This is a genomic window from Streptomyces sp. NPDC032161 (assembly GCF_040636995.1).
Lineage (GTDB): Bacteria > Actinomycetota > Actinomycetes > Streptomycetales > Streptomycetaceae > Streptomyces.
This window is the reverse complement of sequence record NZ_JBEZVN010000008.1, coordinates 64,159-84,319: the sequence shown is the minus strand read 5'-3', so window position 1 is coordinate 84,319 and position 20,161 is coordinate 64,159. Positions and strand designations below refer to the sequence as shown.

At 72.8% G+C, this 20,161-nt stretch carries 15 protein-coding genes, 1 tRNA gene and 1 other RNA gene; 10 read left to right on the top strand and 7 right to left on the bottom strand.

Annotation, left to right across the window (positions count from 1 at the left end; genetic code table 11):
- A partial coding sequence (locus AB0E67_RS18595; RefSeq protein WP_362027718.1) for a hypothetical protein occupies nucleotides 1-892 on the top strand: 892 nt, incomplete at its 5' end.
- Between the two features lie 40 nt (nucleotides 893-932).
- Here AB0E67_RS18595 and AB0E67_RS18590 read toward each other — a convergent pair.
- The 5 genes from AB0E67_RS18590 to AB0E67_RS18570 form a co-directional block, all read right to left on the bottom strand.
- A complete protein-coding gene (locus AB0E67_RS18590; RefSeq protein WP_362027715.1) occupies nucleotides 933-2,348 on the bottom strand; it encodes a diaminopimelate decarboxylase in 1,416 nt (471 codons plus the stop codon).
- Nucleotides 2,349-2,508: 160 nt separating this feature from the next.
- Nucleotides 2,509-4,125: a helix-turn-helix domain-containing protein gene (locus AB0E67_RS18585; protein ID WP_362027712.1), complete on the bottom strand. Its 1,617-nt coding sequence runs from the start codon at nucleotides 4,123-4,125 to the stop codon at nucleotides 2,509-2,511.
- A gap of 112 nt (nucleotides 4,126-4,237) precedes the next feature.
- Nucleotides 4,238-5,491 (bottom strand): cytochrome P450, encoded by a 1,254-nt coding sequence (locus AB0E67_RS18580; protein WP_362027709.1) that lies wholly within the window; start codon nucleotides 5,489-5,491, stop codon nucleotides 4,238-4,240.
- Nucleotides 5,492-5,636: 145 nt separating this feature from the next.
- Nucleotides 5,637-7,031 carry an FAD/NAD(P)-binding oxidoreductase gene (locus AB0E67_RS18575; protein ID WP_362027706.1) on the bottom strand — a complete coding sequence of 465 codons (1,395 nt, stop codon included), beginning with the start codon at nucleotides 7,029-7,031 and terminating at the stop codon, nucleotides 5,637-5,639.
- Nucleotides 7,021-7,269, bottom strand: coding sequence for a ferredoxin (locus tag AB0E67_RS18570; protein ID WP_362027703.1), 249 nt, complete (start codon nucleotides 7,267-7,269; stop codon nucleotides 7,021-7,023). The genes AB0E67_RS18575 and AB0E67_RS18570 overlap by 11 nt, the downstream gene beginning before the upstream one ends.
- Nucleotides 7,270-8,186: 917 nt before the next feature.
- On the opposite strand from AB0E67_RS18570, the gene AB0E67_RS18565 reads away from it, so the two are divergent.
- A complete protein-coding gene (locus AB0E67_RS18565; RefSeq protein ID WP_362027701.1) occupies nucleotides 8,187-9,908 on the top strand; it encodes a helix-turn-helix domain-containing protein in 1,722 nt (573 codons plus the stop codon).
- A 142-nt stretch (nucleotides 9,909-10,050) separates the two neighbouring features.
- Here AB0E67_RS18565 and AB0E67_RS18560 read toward each other — a convergent pair whose 3' ends face one another.
- Nucleotides 10,051-10,266, bottom strand: coding sequence for an antitoxin (locus AB0E67_RS18560; RefSeq protein ID WP_073786610.1), 216 nt, complete (start codon nucleotides 10,264-10,266; stop codon nucleotides 10,051-10,053).
- A gap of 260 nt (nucleotides 10,267-10,526) precedes the next feature.
- Here AB0E67_RS18560 and AB0E67_RS18555 point away from each other — a divergent pair, with 260 nt between their 5' ends.
- From AB0E67_RS18555 to AB0E67_RS18540, 4 genes are all read left to right on the top strand, one after another.
- Entirely contained in the window at nucleotides 10,527-10,772 is a 246-nt protein-coding gene (locus AB0E67_RS18555; RefSeq protein ID WP_362027698.1) for a hypothetical protein, read from the top strand.
- A gap of 129 nt (nucleotides 10,773-10,901) precedes the next feature.
- A complete protein-coding gene (locus AB0E67_RS18550) occupies nucleotides 10,902-11,624 on the top strand; it encodes a hypothetical protein (protein WP_362027696.1) in 723 nt (240 codons plus the stop codon).
- A 39-nt stretch (nucleotides 11,625-11,663) separates the two neighbouring features.
- The gene (locus tag AB0E67_RS18545; protein ID WP_362027693.1) at nucleotides 11,664-12,152 is read left to right on the top strand and encodes a hypothetical protein; all 489 of its coding nucleotides are present in this window, start codon (nucleotides 11,664-11,666) and stop codon (nucleotides 12,150-12,152) included.
- 31 nt (nucleotides 12,153-12,183) lie between these two features.
- On the top strand, nucleotides 12,184-12,996 hold the full coding sequence (locus tag AB0E67_RS18540; RefSeq protein ID WP_362027691.1) for a helicase-associated domain-containing protein: 813 nt from the start codon (nucleotides 12,184-12,186) through the stop codon (nucleotides 12,994-12,996).
- A gap of 211 nt (nucleotides 12,997-13,207) precedes the next feature.
- On the opposite strand, the gene AB0E67_RS18535 is transcribed toward AB0E67_RS18540, so the two are convergent.
- Nucleotides 13,208-13,295 (bottom strand) — tRNA-Ser (locus AB0E67_RS18535).
- 275 nt (nucleotides 13,296-13,570) lie between these two features.
- Here AB0E67_RS18535 and ffs point away from each other — a divergent pair.
- From ffs to AB0E67_RS18515, 4 genes are all read left to right on the top strand, one after another.
- An RNA gene (ffs, locus tag AB0E67_RS18530) (signal recognition particle sRNA small type) lies at nucleotides 13,571-13,667 on the top strand.
- Between the two features lie 97 nt (nucleotides 13,668-13,764).
- Nucleotides 13,765-15,984: a DNA polymerase III subunit gamma and tau gene (locus AB0E67_RS18525; RefSeq protein WP_362027688.1), complete on the top strand. Its 2,220-nt coding sequence runs from the start codon at nucleotides 13,765-13,767 to the stop codon at nucleotides 15,982-15,984.
- A gap of 290 nt (nucleotides 15,985-16,274) precedes the next feature.
- A complete protein-coding gene (purD, locus tag AB0E67_RS18520; protein ID WP_362027685.1) occupies nucleotides 16,275-17,525 on the top strand; it encodes a phosphoribosylamine--glycine ligase in 1,251 nt (416 codons plus the stop codon).
- 704 nt (nucleotides 17,526-18,229) lie between these two features.
- Nucleotides 18,230-20,125 (top strand): hypothetical protein, encoded by a 1,896-nt coding sequence (locus AB0E67_RS18515; RefSeq protein WP_362027682.1) that lies wholly within the window; start codon nucleotides 18,230-18,232, stop codon nucleotides 20,123-20,125.
- The last annotated feature ends 36 nt before the right edge of the window (nucleotides 20,126-20,161 follow it).

Sequence of the window (20,161 nt, the reverse complement as noted above, 5' to 3'; positions counted from 1 at the left end):
GGCCTCACGGCCACCGTCCCCGCCCCCCGCCGCCACGGCCGCCCCGCGCCGCCCCGGCGACGAGAGGGACACGCACGAGCCGGGGCCCGAGGCGTTCCCCGACGTGCCGCCGACACCCGCGCCCGCGTCTCCGAACCGGCCGCCCGGGGCTCCGGTCCGCTGCCCCAACTGCCGTACGGAGAACGCCCCGGACCGCACCCTGTGCGTTCACTGCGCCCTGCTCCTTGACCCGGGCCCGCCGCCCGAGGTCCGGCCGCCCTGGTGGCGTCGGTTCCTGCGGAGGCGACCGCGTCGGGCTCCCGTCGCCGGTGCCCGGCCCAAGCGCCGGCTGTGGCGCCGTCCGGGCCTGGCGCTCCCGGTCGTGCTGATCCTGGTGGCGTGCGGGACATGGTTCGCCCTTCCGCACGTGCCGGGCTGGTTCGGCCTCGCCAAGGACGAGACGGGGACGCCGGAGGCGGTGCCGCCCACCCGGTTCCGGGCTTCCAGCCGGGCGGCCGGGCATCCGGCGGGTGCCGCGTTCGACGGTTTCAACAACCGCTACTGGGCCCCTGCGGCGGCGGGCCCCGACACCGGCGTGGGGGAGTACCTGGAGTGCGACTTCGAGCAGCCGGTCCGGGTGCTGAAGCTGGTCGTCTTCTCCGGCACGTCGACGAAACTGGACGAATTCCTCACCCAGGCACGTCCGGCCAGGATCACCGTCCGGCTCACCTCCGCCGACGGCGACCAGACCGACAAGGTGATCAGGGTCAAGGACCAGCCCGGTCAGCAGACCTTCGACCTGCGGGGTTCGAAGGTGGTACGGGCCCGGCTCACGATGGACGACGCGTACGGAGCGGGCGCCGGCAAGCACCTGGCCGTCGCCGAGGTCGAGTTCTTCGGACGGCGGTCCTGAGGGCCCGTTCCGGCCCGGTGCCGAGCAGCGTGGCGCGGCATCAGGCCCCGGCGCGGCGCTGTGTGGCGCGCAGCGCGACCAGGGCGTCCGCCTGGGAGAGCCCGCTCTCCTCGACCACGCCGCGCACGCTCTGTGCCTCGCGCACGAGCGCGAACCGCACCCGCCCGCCGGGGTCGGTCCGGTAGCCGTACACGGCGGGCCGGGGCAGCGAGTTGTACGAGAAGTGCGAGGAGAAGTAGTACGCCCCGGTGTCGTAGAGCGCCACCACGTCGCCCGGCTCGACGGCCGGGAGTTCGCGCGCGGTCGCGGTCAGGTCCCCGGCGAAGCAGCACGGCCCCGCGATGTCGACGACCTCGGCCGGGCCCCGCTTCGGACGGCCCCCGGCGTCGAACACCCCGACGCGCAGCGGCCAGGCATCGGGCAGGAAGACCGTACGGGTCGCCACCTGGGCCCCGGCGTGCGTGACCGCGATCCGCCGGCCCCCGGCCGACTTGGTGTACTCGACGACCGTGGCGATGGTGCCGCTCTTGGCGAGCAGGGACCGGCCGAACTCGGTGACCAGGGTGTAGCGGCCGTCGAACAACCCGGGTGCGGCGCGCCGGAGTTCGGTCACGTGATCCGCGTACGTCGGCCGGTCGTCCTCGTCGTCGAAGTTGACGGGCAGGCCGCCGCCGATGTCGAGTCCGGTGATCTGTGGGCGGCCGAGCTCCGCGTTGACGCGCTCGGCGAGTTCGTACGCGGCCCGCACGCCCTCGGCGATGAGCGGCAGCGGGCAGCCCTGGGAACCGACGTGGGCGTGCAGCCGGTCGAGCCACGGGCGGCGCGCGAAGGCGTCGATCACCGCGTCGACGGCCCCCGGGTCGCGCAGCGCGATCCCGAACTTGGAGGTCGCGGTCGCGGTGCTCATCGCGCCGATGGCGCCCGCGCCCACCTGGGGGTTCACCCGCAGCCCGATGGGCCCGGCGGCCTCCCGACCGGTCAACAGGCGGTCGACGCGGGCGAGTTCCTGGAAGTTGTCCAGGTTGATCGCGATGCCGTGGGCGAGGGCGAACTCCAGCTCCTCGACCGTCTTCGCGGGGCTGTCGAAGACCAGCCGGTCGTACGTGAACCCGGCGGCCAGGGCCTGCTCCAGCTCCCCCGGCGAGGCCACCTCGCAGCCCATCCCCGCGTCCGCGAGCAGCCGCAGCACCGGCACCAGGCCGCACGCCTTCGCCGCGAACGTGTGGTGCACCGGGGCCGGCCCCTCGAACGCCTCGTTCAGCGCCCCGACCGCGGCGAGTACGCCGTCCACGTCGAGCAGGCCGACCAGGGGCGACCGGGGGCCGAGCAGTCCGTCCTCGACGGCACGCGCCAGCGCGGCCTCGCGGGCGCGGGCCCGCCGACGGGAAGAACGTGAAGCGCCCGAGGAAGCGCCGGAAGAAGAACCGGTACTGGTAGAGGAACCGGGAGTCGACATGAACCACCCTCCAGACGTCGGTCGTGCGCGGCCTCGTCGAGCGGCCGGCCGTCGTGCACAGCTTCACCGTGCGGCATCCGGCACGTCTTCGTCCCGTACGACCACGGACGTGTGACGGCGATGTCCCGTGCGACAAGGAAACGATCAGAGGGCCGGGTGCTCACCGCGTGTGCCGGGCGAGTCGCAGCCCGATGTCCGCCAGGAGCCGCACGGTGGGGTCGTCGAGGTCGAGGCCGAACAGTTCGCGGGCCCGTCGCAGCCGGTACCGCAAGGTGTTCGCATGCACGTTCAGGCGCCGGGCGGCCACGCCCGTGTCCCCGAACGCGTCCAGGTAGGCGGCCACCGTCGCACCGTACGCGGAACCGTGCGCGCGGTCGTGCTCCGTCATCGCGTGCACGGGCCCCGACAGGGTCTCCCACAACGGCCCGACCCGGTCGAGCACCCGCAACAGCGCCGCCTCCGGAACCACCTCGTCGTACGCCGCCGCTGCCGAAACCGTCCACGGCCCCGAGCCCGGCCCCGCCGCCGTGCCCGGCCCGTCCCCCCTGGCAGGCCCCCGCGCGGCCCGTTCCCGCAGCACCCGCACCACCAGTTCCGCGGCCTCGCGCGACGCGGGCAGCTCCGAGAGGTCCGCGGCGACCGGCCCGACGCCCGTGAACACCACGCCGCGTGACACCGAGCGGGCCGCCGGCAGCAGTCCGCGCGCCGGATCGGTCTCGCCCCCGACCGCCGGGACCAGGACGTGGAGCCGCCGTCCGGTCCGCGCGGTCACGCACCCCGGCCGATAGGCCGTGGCCTGCAACGCGAGCACGTCCAGCACCCGCTGCTCGGAGGCGCTCCCGGAAATGAGAACGGGCGAAACGGGTGAAACAGGTGAAAGGGCAGGAAAGGAGGACGGTCCGTGGGCGGAAGACAGGCCGGGGACGGAGGCCGAGCCGGGGACGGAGGCCGAGCCGGGGAGGGAAGACGAGCCTGGGAGGGAAGACGAGCCTGGGGCGGCCCGGGCCGCCCGGCCGCCGTACACCTCCGCACCCACCACCGTGAAGGGGTTCGCGCCCACCGCCGCGGACGGGTGCACCTCCGCGACCATCACCGCGTACGGCCGTCCCGGGACGAGCCCGGCCTCGCGCGCGGCCCGCGCCGCGTACGCGCTGTCCTCCGCGTATGTGCGGTGCTCCAGAAGGGCATGCACCGCCTCCTCCCGCGCCCGCGCCGCCGCCCGGCCCCAGGTCCGGTGGTGCGACAGATGGGGCACGGCTGCCCGTGCCGCCGTACGCAGCGCCTCCGCCGCGCCCTCGGCGAGCGGCCTGCCGTCCGCGGCGGCCCAGAGCGAGCCGAGCACCTCGGAGCCGTCCCGCACCGCGATGACCAGCCGTTCGGCGTAACGGCCGTCGGCGGGCAGGCGCACCACGTCGTCGGTGTTCCACAGGGTCCGGAAGAAGCCGCTCTCCCGCAGCTCGTGGACGCGCCAACGGGGAACCTCCTGACCGAGGATCGTCAGCCGCCGCATCGGATCGGGTTCGTGCTCCAGCCGTGAGTACGCGAGGACACGGGACTGCGGGTCCTCGATCGTGATCGCTCCGCCGACCAGGTCCGCCACCGTGTTGGCCAGCCCCGGCAGATCGCCGAGCCACAACCCTCCCACCTCACCCACCTCACCCACCTCTCCCACCTGTCCCGCCTCCCCCAGCTCTCCCGCTTCCCCTGCTGCTCCCGCGTCTCCCACCCCGTCCGCCCCATTCGCTCCGCCGACGTCGGCCGGGCCACGCGTGGCCATGAACCCATCATGGTCGGCAGTACCGGGGGAGGCCCCGGTTCCGCGACCACTCCTGCCCCGCCACCACCCGATGGCCCGATCCCGACCCCGGTCCCCGGCGCCGGTCCCGGTTTCAGTCCCGGTCCCGGCTCCGGTCCCTGACCCCGTCGAAGGCGATGTTCAGATGCCGTGGCCCGCGCAGCACGGCGTTGCGCCGGTAGGGCGGCGGGTCCTCCACCAGACGCGGGTTGTCGAGCCTGCGGGCCAGCTCGGTGAGGGCGATCTGGGCCTCCAGACGGGCGAGGGGCGCGCCGAAACAGGCGTGGATACCGCTGCCGAAACCGAGGTGCTGGTTGTCCTCGCGGTCGGGGTCGAAAAGGTCCGGGTCGGCGAACCGTCGAGGGTCGCGGTTGCCGGAGGCCAGCACGAGCCAGAGGGCGGAGCCCTTGGTGATGGTGGTGCCGCACAGGTCGATGTCCGCGAGCACGGTGCGCTGCGGCAGTAGGTGCACGGGCGGTTCGAAGCGCAGGAGTTCCTCCACGACCGGACCGGCGAGCCGGGGGTCGGCGCGCAGCCGTTCCAGCACCTCGGGGTTGCGCAGCAGGGTGAGCATCCCGTTGGTGATCAGGTTGACCGTGGTCTCGTGACCGGCGATCAGCAGCAGGGAGGCGGTGCTGAGCACCTCCATGCGGCTCATCCGCCCGTCCGGGCCCTGCTGGTTGACCAGTGCGGAGAGCAGGTCGTCGCCGGGCGCGTCGCCGCGTTCGTCGATGAGCTGCGACAGGTACGCGCCCAGCTCGGTACGGGCCCGCTGGGTGACGCGGCGCCGCTCCTCGGGGTCCTGGCCCGGCACCGGGTCGAGCCCGGCGGCGATGGTGTCGGCCCAGGTGTGGAAGCGCGCCTCGTCCTCGCGCGGAACACCGAGCAGCCGGCAGATCACGGTGACCGGGAACGGGTACGAGAAGTCGTCGACGAGGTCGACCTGCTTCCGGTCCCCGAACGCGTCGACGAGCCCGGAGACGATGCCGGCCAGTTCGCCCCGCATGTCGTTGATGCGCCGGGGCGTCTCCGGCGGCCCGAACGGACGCGTGGTCATACGGCGCAGCCGGTCGTGCTCGGGAGGGTCGAGCCGGAGGAAGGAGGGCGGCAGCACGGACGTGTCCTCGTCCGGGAGCAGGACCCCGGCGGCGCCGGGGGAGAGGTTGCGGGCGTCCGAGCTGACCCGGGGGTCGTGCAGCAGGCCCTTGATCTCCCAGTACGTGCTGACGACGAACAGGCCGTCGCCGCCCTGGGCGACCGGTGTTCTGCGGAGTTCGGAGTACAGCGGATAGGGGTCGGCACGGTTGTCGTAGGAGAGGATCTGCCGCAGGAGTTCTTCGTGCGTCATGGTGGCGGTCCTTGGGAGGGGGCTGCGGGCCGGGCCCGGGGAACGTGTCCGTCCGTTCCTGTGGGGGACGTGCCCGTCCGGGAGACCGGGTCCGGGGCCGTCCGAGTCCGGGGCGACGGGCCCGTCCGGGGCCGGGTGCCCGGATTCAGGCACGGGCGGGGGTGAACGTGATCTGCTGGTCCGTCGGTGAGTAGCCGCTCACGGTGACGGACGGTCCGTGCGTGGGCAGGGAGGGGTCCGGGAATTCGGCCGGGACCGGTCGCAGACCCTCGGGACGGTGGTCCACCGTGGCGTACGGCGGCGGGAACGGCGCGGCCGACTCGATCTGCCGCTGATAGAACTCCAGCCACTTCGTCTGGTCGAACGTGACGGCGGCGATGACCCGGTCCTGGTACCCGTACACGCAGGTGAAGCGGCGATCGGCGAGCGATGCCTGGGCGACGACGACCTCCTCGCCCAGGGACGGGACGCCGACCGACTTGATGTTGACGCCGAACTGGGCGGACCAGAACGCCGGGACCCACAGGTGCGGGCGGCGCTGCGAACTGCTGCTGATCATGTTGTGTGCCGCGGTCCCGGCCTGCGCGACGGCATTGCCCCAGTGTTCGAGGGACAGGAACTGGTACCCGAACAGCGCGTGCGGGGACCGGGCGACGTCCCCGGCCACGAACACGTCGTCGGTGACGATGCCGCGTACGTCGAACGCCCGGCACCCGGCGTCGCAGGCGATCCCGCGCGGCCCGGCGCCCAGCCCGGAACCGGCCAGCCATTCGGTGTTGCGGGACGCGCCGAGCGAGACCACCGCGACATCGGCGTCGAGAGCGGTGCCGTCGGACAGATGGGCCCGCCGCAGCCGCCCCGCCGCGTCGCCCTCCAGGGCCGTGACCATGATCCCGCAGCGCAGGTCCACCCCGTGCGCACGCTGCAGCTCCGCGGCCACCCGGCCCACCACCCCGCCGAGCGCGCCCACGAGCGGGGCGGCACCTCGCTCGGCCACGGTCACCGGCAGCCCGCGTTCGCGACAGGCCGACGCGATCTCCGAACCGGTGAACCCGGCGCCGATGACGAGCACCCGGCGGGGCGACTCGGCCAGCCGCCGCCGCAGCCGGGCCGCGTCCTCGCGGGTGCGCAGGACGAAGACCCCGTCGAGCCGGGCCTCCGCCTCGTGCGGCCAGGGCCGGGCGTGCACCCCGGTGGCGATCAGCAACCGGTCGTACGGCACCTCGTCCCCGTCGGCCAGGCGCACCCGTTTGGCCGCCATGTCGAGGCCGGTTGCGGCGACCCCGAGCCGCCAGTGTGCGTCGAGCGCCACGCGCCGGGGCAGCGCGGTGTGCTCGGGGGCCGCCCGGCCCAGCAGCACCTGCTTGGAGAGCGGCGGCCGGTCGTACGGCTCGTGGGGCTCGTCACCGATCAGCGTGAGCGATCCGGCGAAGCCCTCCTCGCGCAGCGTCTCCGCGGCCCGGAGCCCGGCCAGCGAGGCGCCGACGATCACGATGCGCCCCTCGCGCCTCAGCCATTCCAGCGACATGTCACCGGACACCGGACCTCCCCTCTCCCGCGCCGCCCTGTTCGAGCGCCGCGTCGCCGAGGTCGTCCTCGATCAGGATCGCCTGCACCGGGCACGCGGTGGCGGCGCGCAGCACCTGGTCCCGCTGCGCCTCGTCGGCATGCGGGTTGTACAGCAGCGCCTCGTCGCCGTGCATGGCGAAGACGTCGGGTGCGAGAAAGGCGCACTGTGCGTAGCCCTGGCACCGGTTGAGATCGACGACAAGCCTCATCAAGGGGCCGCCTTTCCGAGTAGTACCCCCGCGCCTCAGCCTGGAAGGACCGCCGTGGTTCCGCGAGCAATGGCGGCCCGATGGAGTCAACGCCCCCACGGCCCCGCCGCCCGTGCCCCACGGCCTCGCCACGCGACCCCACCTCACCCCACCCCTTCGCCGCCATGCCGTGCCATGCCCCACCCACCCACCCGCCCGGCCGCCCGGCCGCGCTGCGCAGTCACGCGTGAGCGGACCGGATCCGTCGAACCCGTTTCCCCGGGAAATGCCGAAAGAGGCGGAAAGAGATGAGGGCGAGCCCTTGACGCGGACGAAAACGGGAGGAAAATAATCAATACACCAGAAAACCAGAGCGAGCCGCACCGTCGACGAAGACGTTCGCCGATCCGCGTGACCCACTCGTTGGCTCTGGCCAGGCCCCCGGCGGATCCACCCGATCCCGGAGTTCTCAACGACGGTTGAAACTCATGAGATCGAGAAGGACTACCGGGGACTGCTTATGCCCGGACCCGTTTCCCGTCCGTGGCCGAGGCTGTTTCCGGGCCCGTTCTTGAGGCCGCTCCCGTCCCGGGGCCAATGCGCGGACAGCATGCCTTCACGATCTTGCCCAACCACGTCAGGCTGGCGCGGTTCTGACCGGGACCCGCGGTCCTGGACCGGGAATGCCGACGCATCCCGTTCCGTGCTCTGCGCAGTACCCGCACCTGCCACAGGTTCCGCGGCATCGCCTTCGACCTGGCCTCGGGCGAGTCCGAGGGTTCCCGCGAGGCCGCCTGCGAACCGCTGGAATTCATGTGTACGGTCCCGCCCGCCACAAGACGCGAGCACGCGTGCGGGCTCGACCGGGGAGATTCCCAGGCCCACGCCAATCCGTCCCGTGCGAGCCCGGTCGGCGCTTCGGGGCCGACGGACGCAGGGTGCCGTCCGGCTTCGCCGACTCACCCCCGCCGCGCGAGCGTTCTGACCAGCAGCACCTGGACGCGCTCGAGGAGCAGCCAGAGTCCGAGAGCACCTGGGAGAGCCAACGCGAGCACGAACGCAACCGCCGGGCCTACCCCGGGCGCGACGTACTGCGGAGCCCAGGGAGCGCGGTCGTCTGGTGGATGGCACGCCACGAGGACCAGATCGAACGCGCGGTGGAGATGATCGCTCCCCTGACATGCCTGTCCGCCGCGGCCAACGACAGGGAGATCCCGAAGGAGTTCCGCCATCTGTTCACCACGTCCGAGGAACCCGTCATGTCCGAGGACCCCGTCCGCGACCCGTCCACGGGCGGATTCGACCACCCTGAGCCGGTGGGGGACGAAGCGGCGCCGGAAGAGGGGGCGTTCGAGACCACTCGACCCCAGCAGGCGACGTTCGGCGACCTCGTGTCCGCCATCCTGGACGAGGTGGGCCTGGAACCGAACGGGGCCGAATGGACCGCGTTCCTGCTGCGCCTGGCCAGCATGTGCGAGAAGGCGGGTGGCAAGGACGCCGCCGACCGGATCCGCCAGGACCTGCTCCGCACCGACGGTGACACCCGGGCCAGGTACGGCACCCTGGGCGACACCGAGGGCGACAGTTCGCATGCGGGAGCCGCGGAGGGCGCGTCGGCCACCGGGGCGCCGACGGCCGGGCCGGTACCGCGGGCACGCGCCGAGGACGCTCCGACGGCACACACGAACGGGTACGACGGAGCCGGCCCCGAGGAGACGGAACGAGCGGAACGAGTGGAGTCCGGCTGGTGGGACGGCCCGCAGGCACGCACCGCCCCCGGCGTGGAGCCCTTCGCGCCTCCCGCCCCCGACCCGCAGCCGCCCACGTACACCGGCCCGGACACCGCTCACCGGAACAGCCTCGACGAAGAAGAACGGTGCGCGCGCCGTCGCCCGGCGTACGGGGGCCGAGACGGCGGATGCGTGCTCCGCGATGCTGTCGGGAGCGCTCGAAGCGATGCGGACCGTCGGTACGGCGGAGCCTTCGAACGTCGAGGAGTACTGATGGACGCGGCGGTCGACGCCGTGTGGCGGACCGGTCGATGCGATCCGCGTGCGATACCGGTGGAGGAATGGGAAAAGGTCTCGGGCGATCCGTGCGATCCGTTCCTCAACCACGCCGACCACGCCGGGTGCGGCGGAGACGGTGACCTCGTGAGGGTCGGTGCGATGTCCCAGGCGCTCCTCCAACGCGCCCACGCGAGCGCCTGGGGGCCCTGGCGTACCGCCTGGGCCTCCTGCCACACGTTCGCGAGGTACGACGTCCGCGCCGGGCGAGGCCCCGCCCCGGGACGGACGGCGGGCAGGTATGGGCCGGGCAGTCGTTCCTGTTCGAAGTGTCGGATGCATCGGACACTTCCGCTGTCAGGGAGGCCGGGGATGACACGGCGGCGTGACGAGTCGGTGCCGTTCTCGGAGGTGTTCGGCCTGCCCGCGCACGTGGATCTGCGAACGGCGGCGAAGGCACTCGGCCTGAGCCGGACCACCGCGTACCGGCGTGCCCGGACGGGCGCTTTCCCGTGCCGGTTGCGCAAGGAAGGGCGCGTCTACGTCGTACGTCTCACCGACCTCATGCGGGGGCTCGGCATCCATGACGTACGCGTACGTCATGACGACATCGAGGCGGGAGCGCGGTTCGCGGCCGGAAGGGGCGAGATGTAGCGAGCCCCTCCTCACCGCCGGGCACGGCACACGGGCTCGGCGGTGAGGAGGAGAGGATCAGCGCTGAGGAGGCGAGGGCTGGCCGCCGGAAGGACACATCTGCAGGACGCGAGGCCCGCCCGTCCTCCTCCCGCATTCCCGGTCAGGCCTTCTTCTCGCCGTGCTCGCCCTTCTCGCCCAGCTTCTCGACGAAGTCCTGCGCCTTGTCGACGGCGGTGTCGATCTTGTCGCTGTGCTTGCCGCCGGTCCTGTCGTCGATGAAGTCGCCTGCCTTCTCGAGCCCGTCGGAGATCTTGTCGCCGTGCTCCTCGGCGATCTCCTCGGCCTTCTCCTTGAGATTCTTCAGAGCGTCAAACATGCGGAATACCGGTTCCTTTGGTGAAGTGCCTGGTCAGGGACATCGGAACCATGATTCCACGGAGGGCGCGGCACGGCGGCCCGATGTGTGTGCTGGCCCGCTCCGGCACCACGACGGGAGAGCGTCGGAGCAGCACCGCTTCCCCGGGACCGGCCACGGCTGCTGTTCTACCTGCCGTCGGCCGCGGAAAGCTGCCTGATCGACACGTCGATGCCCACAGCGCACCCGGAAGTGCTCTCGCCTACGAGGTGAAGCACCGGGTGGAATCCGCCGCGGTCCGCGACTCACCCGTCTACACGGCGGCCCGTGAACGCATCGCAGTCGATCTGCTCACCCTGTTCGACCAGGACCCGAGACCGGACTCCGTGATGCGTCTCGGCGAACGCGGCTGGCACACGGAGGTCCGTATCCCGTTCCGCTTCACCCACCGCCACGGCCCACGCCCCGAGACGCACGACGCCCTGGCCGCCAACCGCTGGACCTCCGCCACCCGCCCGAAACCCTGATCCCGCGAAGAAACGCCTGAGGGCCGGGCCGCCGAAGCGGTCCGGCCCTCAGGACCGGCGGAGGATGGCAGCACGGCCGACGCACCCTGTTCTTCCCATGAGGCGACACGGAAGTGGCAGACTGTGACGGTGACCATGTGCGACGAGGAACTGCTGGCCCGGGTCCGGGAGATGAGGGAGCGCGGCAGCGCGCCGAAGCAGATCGCGAAGGCGCTGGGGCTGCGTCCGGCCCAGGCCGCCGCGCTGGTCAGACGGGTCGCCGAGGCGGCACTGGCGAACGTCGCGCCGGATGAGCGGCCGGTGGTGGGCTGCTGGGTCAACGCGGGCTGGAGCACGGGACTGGACCTGGCCGAAGCCCCGGACTGGGCGGCGGCCGACCCTCTCGGCCAGGAGCCGGACCCGGACACAGGCGGCTTCGCCCAGATTCTCCTGGCCCGCCAGGAACGTGGCAGCAGGGTGACCGTCACCGGGTTCCTGGTGGACGTGTACTGCCTGGGAGTCAAGAACGTCACCGATCCCGAGGCGATGGGGTCCGGATCCCTGACCACTTACGCATCGATGTACTACTCGGCTTTCGATCACCGGCCTCTGTCGATCGGCGTGGAGCAGGCGCAGACGATCGTGCACGATGCGGTCGCCTACGCCCGCGGTCTTGGCTTCGAGCCAGTGGGCGGCTTCGCCGACGCCGCAGTGCACCTGGGTGCCCCGCCCGGCGACCGGCCCGTCATCGGCTTCGGCCGGGACGGCAAGCCGTTCTACTTCTCCGGCCCCTACGACAACCCGCGCAAGGTGGTCCAGATCCTCGAGCGCACCTGCGGTCCGGGCAACTACGACTACGTTGCCCATCTGTAGGAACGGGACGCGAGCGGCACGCAGCGGGGAACACGAACAGTGATACTGGTCGAACAGCAGCAGGAGCCCACCGGCGCTCCACGGGTCCGGCACACCGAGCACGAGGCGCAGGCCAACCTGCTGGCGGTGCTGCGCCTGTGCATGACGGAGAAGCTGCGGTGCAGCGAAAAGACCCACCGCCCCAGCACCGCCACCGTCTCGGCGGTCGCCGACGTCCTGGACTGCGGCGACTTCTATCCGCACGAGGCCATCGCCGCCTTCGCCTGGCCGATGCTGCTCCAGGCAGGCGGCCTCGCCCAGCTCACCGGCGGTCGGCTGGTGCCGACCACGCGCGGGCGCGCCGCGCTGACCCGGCCACCGCACCTGACCATTCCTCAGCTGTGGCAGCGCTGGCTGAACAACAGCCTCCTGGACGAGTTCTCCCGCTGTCGAGGAGATCAAGGGCCAGCGCTCGGCGAACGTCCTGACCGCCGCCAAACCGCGCCGCAAGCTCGTCGGCCAAGCGCTGGCCGGCCTCACCCCGGGTGAGTGGACGTCCATCGACGGCCTGTTCACTGACATGCGCGCGGCCGGTCTGGATCCAGTCGTCCACCGCAGTGAACGCGCCCTGTGGAAGCTGTACCTGGAGGATCCGCAATACGGCAGCCTCGGCTACGACGGCCACCACGGCTGGTCCCTCCTCCAGGGCCGGTACACCCTGGCGGTGCTCTTCGAGTACGCCGCCACGCTGGGTCTCATCGACCTCGAGTACGTCCCCCCGGCGGGCGCCCGCGATGACTACCGGGACAACTGGGGTGGCGACTACCTCGACCAGCTCAGCCGCTACGACGGCCTGTCCGCGCTCCGTCTCAATCCCCTGGGCGCCCACGCCGTCGGCCTCACGGACGACTACGCCCCCGCCCAGGTCGCTGCCTTGACCGTCCCGATGGGCAGGGTCACCGTCCTGGCGAACTTCGACATCGTCGCCCTCAACGTGCTGCCCTCCGCCGACACACTTCTCCTGGACGCGTTCTCCGACCGGAAAACCGACCGGGTCTGGACGCTCACCACCGCTTCTCTTCTGCACGCCCTCGACCGCGGGCACACCCTCGACGAGCTCCGTGGCTACCTGGACCAGGCCGCCTCGCACCCCGTGCCCCAGACCGTCACCACCCTGCTCGATGACACCGGCCGTCGCACCGGCCGACTCCGCGATGCAGGTCAGACCCATCTCATCGAATGCGCGGACGAGACACTGGCAGCCCTCATCGTCAGCGACCGCCGCCTGCGCGTGCTGTGTACCCGAATCGGCGAGCGCCACCTTGCGGTCTCCCCCGACCGTCTGCCGGCGTTCCGCAAGGCCGCCCTGGCTCTGGGCTACCCGCTGGCCTGATGGCACGAGGAGAGCCGCTTCGGGGCCCCTCTGACCGAGGCCGGGTCGCGCGTCGTTGAGTGACCACTGATTGTCGGCAGAGGGCGCGTTCGCCGTATGGGTAAAATGCCTTAAATGTCGGAAATGACCGAGATCAAGAGTGAGACCATCAACGTCGAAGGGCCCCACCGCAAGCGGTGGGGCCCTTCGACGTATTGCCCGGTGAGAGCAATGGCGGAGGATACGAGATTCGAACTCGTGAGGGGTTGCCCCCAACACGCTTTCCAAGCGTGCGCCCTAGGCCACTAGGCGAATCCTCCGCCGCAAACAATACAAGACGTTGAGGAGTGCTCGCGAACCCCTTCCCCCTCGAGATCCACTCGGGGGCGTTCGGAGCGGACCGAAGAGGCTTCGAACGGCTCGGGGAGGACCGGAGCGGACCGGAGGCGAGGGGCGTGGGTCGCGGCCGAGGCGGCGGGTGAAGTGGAACGGGGAACGGGCGAGGGAGACGGAGCAGCGGAAGGCGCGGGGGAGGCGGAACAGGGGAGGGGACGGGGAGGTGGACCGGGAGGGGTGGGGATCGGCTAAGGTGGGCGTCAGCCCCTCACGTGGCGCTATCTGACTGAACTCCCCCAGGGCCGGAAGGCAGCAAGGGTAGGTCGGCTCTGGCGGGTGCGTGGGGGGCCCTTGTGTTTTCCCCGGGGGCCAGTGCCGACCGCGTAAGGCCTCGTGGGGGTGTGGGCGCCGGGGCGGGGCCGGTTGTCGGTGCGCCCGGATAACCTCGTATGTGTGTCGTCCCTTGCGCTGTACCGCCGCTATCGCCCCGAGTCGTTCGCCGAGGTCATCGGGCAGGAGCATGTCACTGACCCGCTGCAGCAGGCCCTGCGGAACAACCGGGTCAATCACGCATACCTGTTCAGCGGTCCGCGCGGCTGCGGGAAGACGACCAGTGCGCGCATCCTGGCCCGCTGTCTGAACTGCGAGCAGGGGCCGACGCCCACGCCGTGCGGGGAGTGCCGGTCCTGCCGGGACCTCGCGCGCAACGGGCCGGGGTCGATCGACGTGATCGAGATCGACGCCGCGTCGCACGGTGGCGTGGACGACGCCCGTGATCTGCGGGAGAAGGCGTTCTTCGGGCCCGCGTCGAGTCGTTACAAGATCTACATCATCGACGAGGCGCACATGGTCACGTCGGCGGGGTTCAACGCCCTGCTGAAGGTGGTCGAGGAGCCGCCGGAGCACCTCAAGTTCATCTTCGCGACCACCGAGCCCGAGAAGGTCATCGGCACCATCCGGTCGCGTACGCACCACTACCCGTTCCGGCTGGTTCCGCCGGGCACCCTGCGCGACTACCTCGCGGAGGTCTGCGGCAGGGAGGACATCCCCGTCGAGGACGGCGTGCTGCCGCTCGTCGTGCGGGCCGGGGCCGGCTCGGTGCGTGACTCGATGTCGGTGATGGACCAGTTGCTGGCCGGTGCGGGCGAGGACGGTGTGACGTACGCCATGGCGACGTCGCTGCTCGGTTACACGGACGGCTCGCTGCTCGACTCCATCGTGGACGCCTTCGCGGCGGGCGACGGGGCCGCGGCGTTCGAGGCCGTGGACCGGGTGATCGAGGGCGGCAACGATCCGCGCCGCTTCGTCGCCGACCTCCTGGAGCGGCTGCGCGACCTGGTGATCCTCGCCGCGGTGCCGGACGCGGGGGAGAAGGGGCTGATCGACGCGCCCGCCGATGTCGTCGAGCGGATGCAGGCCCAGGCGTCCGTCTTCGGCGCGGCCGAGCTGAGCCGGGCCGCCGACCTGGTCAACGAGGGGCTGACAGAGATGCGCGGGGCGACCTCGCCGCGCCTCCAGGTCGAGCTGATCTGCGCCCGGGTGCTGCTGCCCGCCGCCTTCGACGACGAGCGTTCGCTGCAGGCCCGCCTGGACCGGCTGGAGCGCGGCGCGTCCTTCGCGACCGCCGGGCCGGGGCCCGCCATGGGGTACGTGCCGGGACCGGAAGCCCTGGCCCATGCCCCCGCTCCCGTCGCGCCGGCCGTCCAGCCGGGCGGCGGGCCCGCCGCCGCCCGTGCCGCCGTACGGGGGGAAGCGCCCCCGCCCGCGGCCCCCGTGCCCGCTGCCGCGCCCGCGGTGCCGTCCGTACCCGCCGAGACGCCTCCGGCGCCCGCGCAGCCCGCCGCCCCGCAGCAGCCTCCGGCCGCCCCGCCGACCGGGGCCGGGGCGGCCACGGGCGGTCAGCGTCCCGGGGCCTGGCCCACCGCCGCCGCGCCGGAATCCGGCCGCCGTCCCGGCGGCTGGCCGACCGCCGCGGCCCCCGGCCGGTCGCAGCCGCCGCAGGCCGCGCCCGCCCCGACCACCCCTGCCGCAGCGGCGCCCGCCGCCGAGCCGAGCCCGGGAATGGCGCAGGGCGCGGGCCAGGTGCGGAACATGTGGCCGGACATCCTGGAAGCGGTGAAGAACCGCCGCCGGTTCACCTGGATCCTGCTCAGCCAGAACGCCCAGGTCACAGGCTTCGACGGCGCCACTTTGCAACTCGGCTTCCTGAACGCGGGCGCGCGCGACAACTTCGCGAGCAGCGGCAGCGAGGACGTGCTGAAGCAGGCCCTCGCCGAGCGGTTCAACGCGCAGTGGAAGATCGAGGCGATCGTCGACCCCTCGGGCGGCGCGGCCGCGCCGCCGCAGTCCGGCGGCGGCCGGTCCTACGCCGCACCGCCCGCGTCCCAGCGCCCCGCCTCACCGCCCCCGCCTCAGCAGCAGTACGAGTCCCGGCCCGCTCCCGCCTCCGCCCCGGCCCCGCCGCCGAGCGCGCCCCCGGCGGCGGAACCCGCCCCGGCGTCCTACTTCTCGCAGCAGTCCTCCGCCGCGCCCGAGCCCCCGCAGCCGGTCGCTCCCGAGGACGACATCCCCGAGGCCGACGATCCCGACCTGGTCGACTCGGCGCTCTCCGGGCACGAGTTGATCGTCCGTGAGCTGGGTGCCACGGTCCTGGAGGAGTTCACGAACGAGTAGGAGACGAACGGAGAAACTCGCGGGCGAGCGCAGGGACAGCTCGCGGGCGAGCGCAGGGACAGCTCGCGGGCGAGCGCAGGAACAGGGCGTGTGCGAACGTAAGAACGGTTCGTGGGCGAGCGCAGGATCAGCGCGCGGGTGAACACAGGAGAAGCCCGCGGGCGAGCTGAGGAAGTTCGCGCGGGCGAGCAGGGGAGTGTGCGGGCGGCCCGCTTCACGCCGCGTCCCCGGTGTGTCCACGGAGCGGCGCCCGTCGAGGCCGCCGTGCCCCGGCGGCTAGGCTGCATTCCGTGAAGGTCCTCGTCATCGGCGGCGGCGCCCGCGAACACGCCCTGTGCCGCTCTCTCTCCCTCGACTCCGACGTCACCGCTCTGTACTGCGCTCCCGGCAACGCCGGTATCGCGGAGGTGGCCGAACTCCACCCGGTCGAGATCCTCGACGGTGACGCCGTCGCGCGTCTCGCCACCGACCTGGGCGCCGATCTGGTGGTCGTCGGCCCGGAGGCGCCGCTCGTCGCCGGTGTCGCCGACGCCGTGCGTGCTGCGGGCATCCCCTGCTTCGGCCCCTCCGGCGAGGCGGCCCGGCTGGAGGGCTCCAAGGCGTTCGCCAAGGACGTGATGGCCTCGGCGGGCGTGCCGACGGCCCGCAGCTACGTCTGCACCAACCCCGCCGAGATCGACGCCGCCCTCGACGCCTTCGGTGCTCCGTACGTCGTCAAGGACGACGGTCTCGCCGCCGGCAAGGGTGTCGTCGTCACCGAGGACATCGAGGCGGCCCGCGCCCACGCCGTGGCCTGTGGCCGCGTCGTCATCGAGGAGTTCCTCGACGGCCCCGAGGTCAGCCTGTTCGCGATCACGGACGGCACCACCGTGCTGCCGCTCCGTCCCGCGCAGGACTTCAAGCGCGCCCTGGACGGCGACGAGGGACCGAACACCGGAGGCATGGGCGCGTACTCCCCGCTCCCCTGGGCCGACCCCAAGCTGGTCGACGAGGTCGTGGAGTCGGTGCTCCAGCCGACCGTCGACGAGCTCCGCCGCCGCGGCACCCCGTTCTCCGGACTGCTGTACGCGGGCCTCGCGATCACCTCGCGCGGCGTGCGCGTGATCGAGTTCAACGCCCGGTTCGGCGACCCCGAGACCCAGGTGGTCCTGGCCCGCCTGAAGACTCCGCTGGCTGCCGTGCTGCTGGCCGCCGCCAACGGCACCCTCGACGAACTGCCGCCGCTCAACTGGCGCGACGACGCCGCCGTCACCGTCGTCATCGCCTCGCACAACTACCCGGGCACGCCGCGCACGGGAGACCCGATCGAAGGGCTCGACGACGTGGCGGCGCAGGATGCCCCGGACGCGTACGTCCTGCACGCCGGTACCCGGCGGGACGGCGACGCGATCGTCAGCGCGGGCGGCCGGGTGCTGTCCGTGACGGCGACCGGCAAGGACCTCGCGGCCGCCCGTGAGCGCGCTTACGCGGCGGTGGCCCGGATCCGGCTCGACGGCGCGCAGTTCCGTACGGACATCGCCCGGAAGGCCGCAGAGGCCTGAGCCGGGGCGCCCGGGGCCGACGGAGGCCCGGGGCGGCTGTGCCGGGGCCTACCGCAGGTCACCGGAGGCCCGGCAGGGCCCCCAGAGGCTCGGACGGCCACCGGGACCGCGCACGCGCCGCCGGTGCGCGGTCGGTACGGCCGCCGTGCGGCCCGTACAGGCCACCGCCTGCGCGTCGGTGCCCGTACCAGCACGCCGGCTCGCCCACACCCGATTCCCGGTCTCGGCCCCTCGGCCCTCGGCGGCCCCTCGGCCTCTCGCCCCTCGGCCTCTCGCCCCTCGGCCTCTCGCCCCTCGGCCTCTCGCCCCTCGGCCTCCGCCCGTGTTCTTCTCCCTCGGCCCCCGCCCTCTCCTCCTTCGGCTCCGGCCTCCCGTCCCCGTTCCCCCGTCTCCGTTCCCCTCGTCCCCGACCGTCGTCCCGTTCCGGCGTCTTCGACCGCCGCTCCGGTCCGACCGCGTCGCGGCCCTCTCTCTTCGGCCACTGGCGCATCACTGCCAAAGTTGGCAGCCCGCCAGCACCTTTGCCCAAAGCCATTCCATCGAGTGACGGCTGAGCCATACGGCTGACGCCCGACGACACCCCAACTAGGGTGCGGCGCAGGCGTTCCGGCACTTGGCCCACTGACATTGCGATGTCAGTGACGGGTGCCACAGTGGGGGAGTGACCAACACCGCTGCGGGGGCAGAGGGGGTGATGTCCGGCCGTGTCCGGTATCGGGGCAAGTGAGGAGCCGGGTGCGCAGAGTGCGCGGGCCCGGGCTCTCGCTCTGCTGCGCATCCGCAACAGAGCCACCGCGGCAGCCATCCTTCCGGCCGCCGTGGCCGTCGTGCTGCTCGTCGCGGGCGCGCAGGGCCATGCCGTCGGCAGGGGATGGGACGTGGCCCGCTGGACCGTCACCGCCTGCGCGGTCGTCGTGCTGCTGGTCGCCGCGGCGGTCGCCGTCGCGGTCGTACGGGCGAGGCCGGCGGTCAGCCCGACCGTGCCGCTCGCCGAGGAGGCCGCCCCCGACCTCTACCGCCTGGTCAGGGAACTCGCCGACCGGCTGGGGGTTCCCGCGCCCTCGGCGATAGCTCTCACCCCCGACTGCGACAGCTGGCTGGAGGACCGCACCCACCCCTCGGCACAGCCCCCGGCCCGCTTCGACGCGGACCGGGAGGGGCGTCCCGCGCCCGGGAAGAGGCAATCCGCGACCCCGAGGGGGCATTCCGGACAGCGGTCCGACGACGGCCGTGACCGGTCCGCGTCCCGGGCCCGCCGGGCCCGGACGGCCCCCGTGCTGGTCATCGGCTCGCCGTTCCTGTGGTGGATGAGGATCGCGGAGCTACGGGCGGTGCTCGCCCCGGTCGTCGCGGGCACGGGCCCCTCGGCGCACCCCGACATAGCGGCGGCGCGCCGGTTCGTCAGAGGGCTCGACGGGGTGGTCGCGGACGCCGCCGTACCGGTTCCCGGGCCGCTGTCCGCGGTGCGGAGGGCGCCCCGGGTCTTCGTCGGCTGGATCGCCCGGCTGCTGCTGCGCAGCTGTCGCGGCCACGCTGCGGAGATGGAACGGGGCGTCGCCGCCGCCGCGTCCGTCCGCGCACAGGGTGTGGACTACGGCCTGCGGATCGTCGCCCAGGAGCAGGTCGGCCTCGCGTACGCGGGCTGGGACCGGTTGCTCACCCGGGTCGCGCTGCCGGCGTGGGAGATGGGCCGCTGGCCCTCCAGGCTGGACGCCGGGGTGGTGTCCGCCCTCACCGAGCTGTCCCGGCGCGACCGGCTCGCCGACGACTTCGCCTCACGGCTCGGTGAGCGCCCCGCCTGCGACCTCCTGGAGGAGCCGGGCGCGGCCGACGAGGCCACGTCCCTGCTGGCGGCCCGGCTGTTCCACGGCGGCTCGGCGGAGTCCGGCTCCGGCTGGTCGCCGGTCGACTGGCAGCAGTACCCGGAAGAGGTGGTCGACCGGAAGTGGCGCATCGAAGCGGCCCGTCTGCACCGTGTCCTCGACGCCCTCGACTCGACGCGTACGGCGTCCGCGCCCGCCCACCAGCCCGAGAACGTCCCTGCCCCCGACTGTGCCCCGGTCGCGGTCCACATCCCCGGTTCCGCTCCCGACCGGGCCGCGTTCCCCGCCGACGCGGGGGTGCCGACGCTGGCTCGTGTCGTCGAGTTCCTGGCGGGCCGGGGCGACGACGGGGAGGCGCTCGCGGCGGGCATCAGCGCCGCGGTGGCCCGCGAGGCGGCAGCCGCCCGCCGCCGCTCTTCGCCCGAGGGCGCACCGACGGCGCAGGGCGCCCCCAGCGCCCTCGACGTGGGCGGGGACGTCCTGGGGTTCTGGGGGCCCGTACCCCTACCGATCTTCCCGCTCCTGCCGCACCGCACGGGTACGGAGCTGCTCGCCGACCATGTCGCGGCGATGGTCTGTTGCGCGGCTGTCGACACGGCCGGCGCGACCCCGGGCCTCGACTGGCTCGACGGCCCGGCCCTGCTGGTTGACGGGGAGCGCCGGGCGGATCTGGGCGGGCCGGTCCTCAGCCTGGTCGAGGACGGGGACGCGGGACCACTGCGTTCCTGGCTCGCCTCGGTCGGTGTGCGGACCGACAAGCCCGTCCGTCTCGTCTGAGCCGACTCTTCCCCGAGCCGATTCGTCGCCGAAGCC

Coding starts and splice junctions, on each gene's coding strand:
- AB0E67_RS18590 (WP_362027715.1), bottom strand. CDS start 2,348: ATGTCGACTCCCGGTTCCTCTACCAGTACCGGTTCTTCTTCCGGCGCT.
- AB0E67_RS18540 (WP_362027691.1), top strand. CDS start 12,184: ATGCGCGCGGCCGGTCTGGATCCAGTCGTCCACCGCAGTGAACGCGCC.
- AB0E67_RS18560 (WP_073786610.1), bottom strand. CDS start 10,266: ATGTTTGACGCTCTGAAGAATCTCAAGGAGAAGGCCGAGGAGATCGCC.
- AB0E67_RS18585 (WP_362027712.1), bottom strand. CDS start 4,125: ATGGCCACGCGTGGCCCGGCCGACGTCGGCGGAGCGAATGGGGCGGAC.
- AB0E67_RS18570 (WP_362027703.1), bottom strand. CDS start 7,269: ATGAGGCTTGTCGTCGATCTCAACCGGTGCCAGGGCTACGCACAGTGC.
- AB0E67_RS18580 (WP_362027709.1), bottom strand. CDS start 5,491: ATGACGCACGAAGAACTCCTGCGGCAGATCCTCTCCTACGACAACCGT.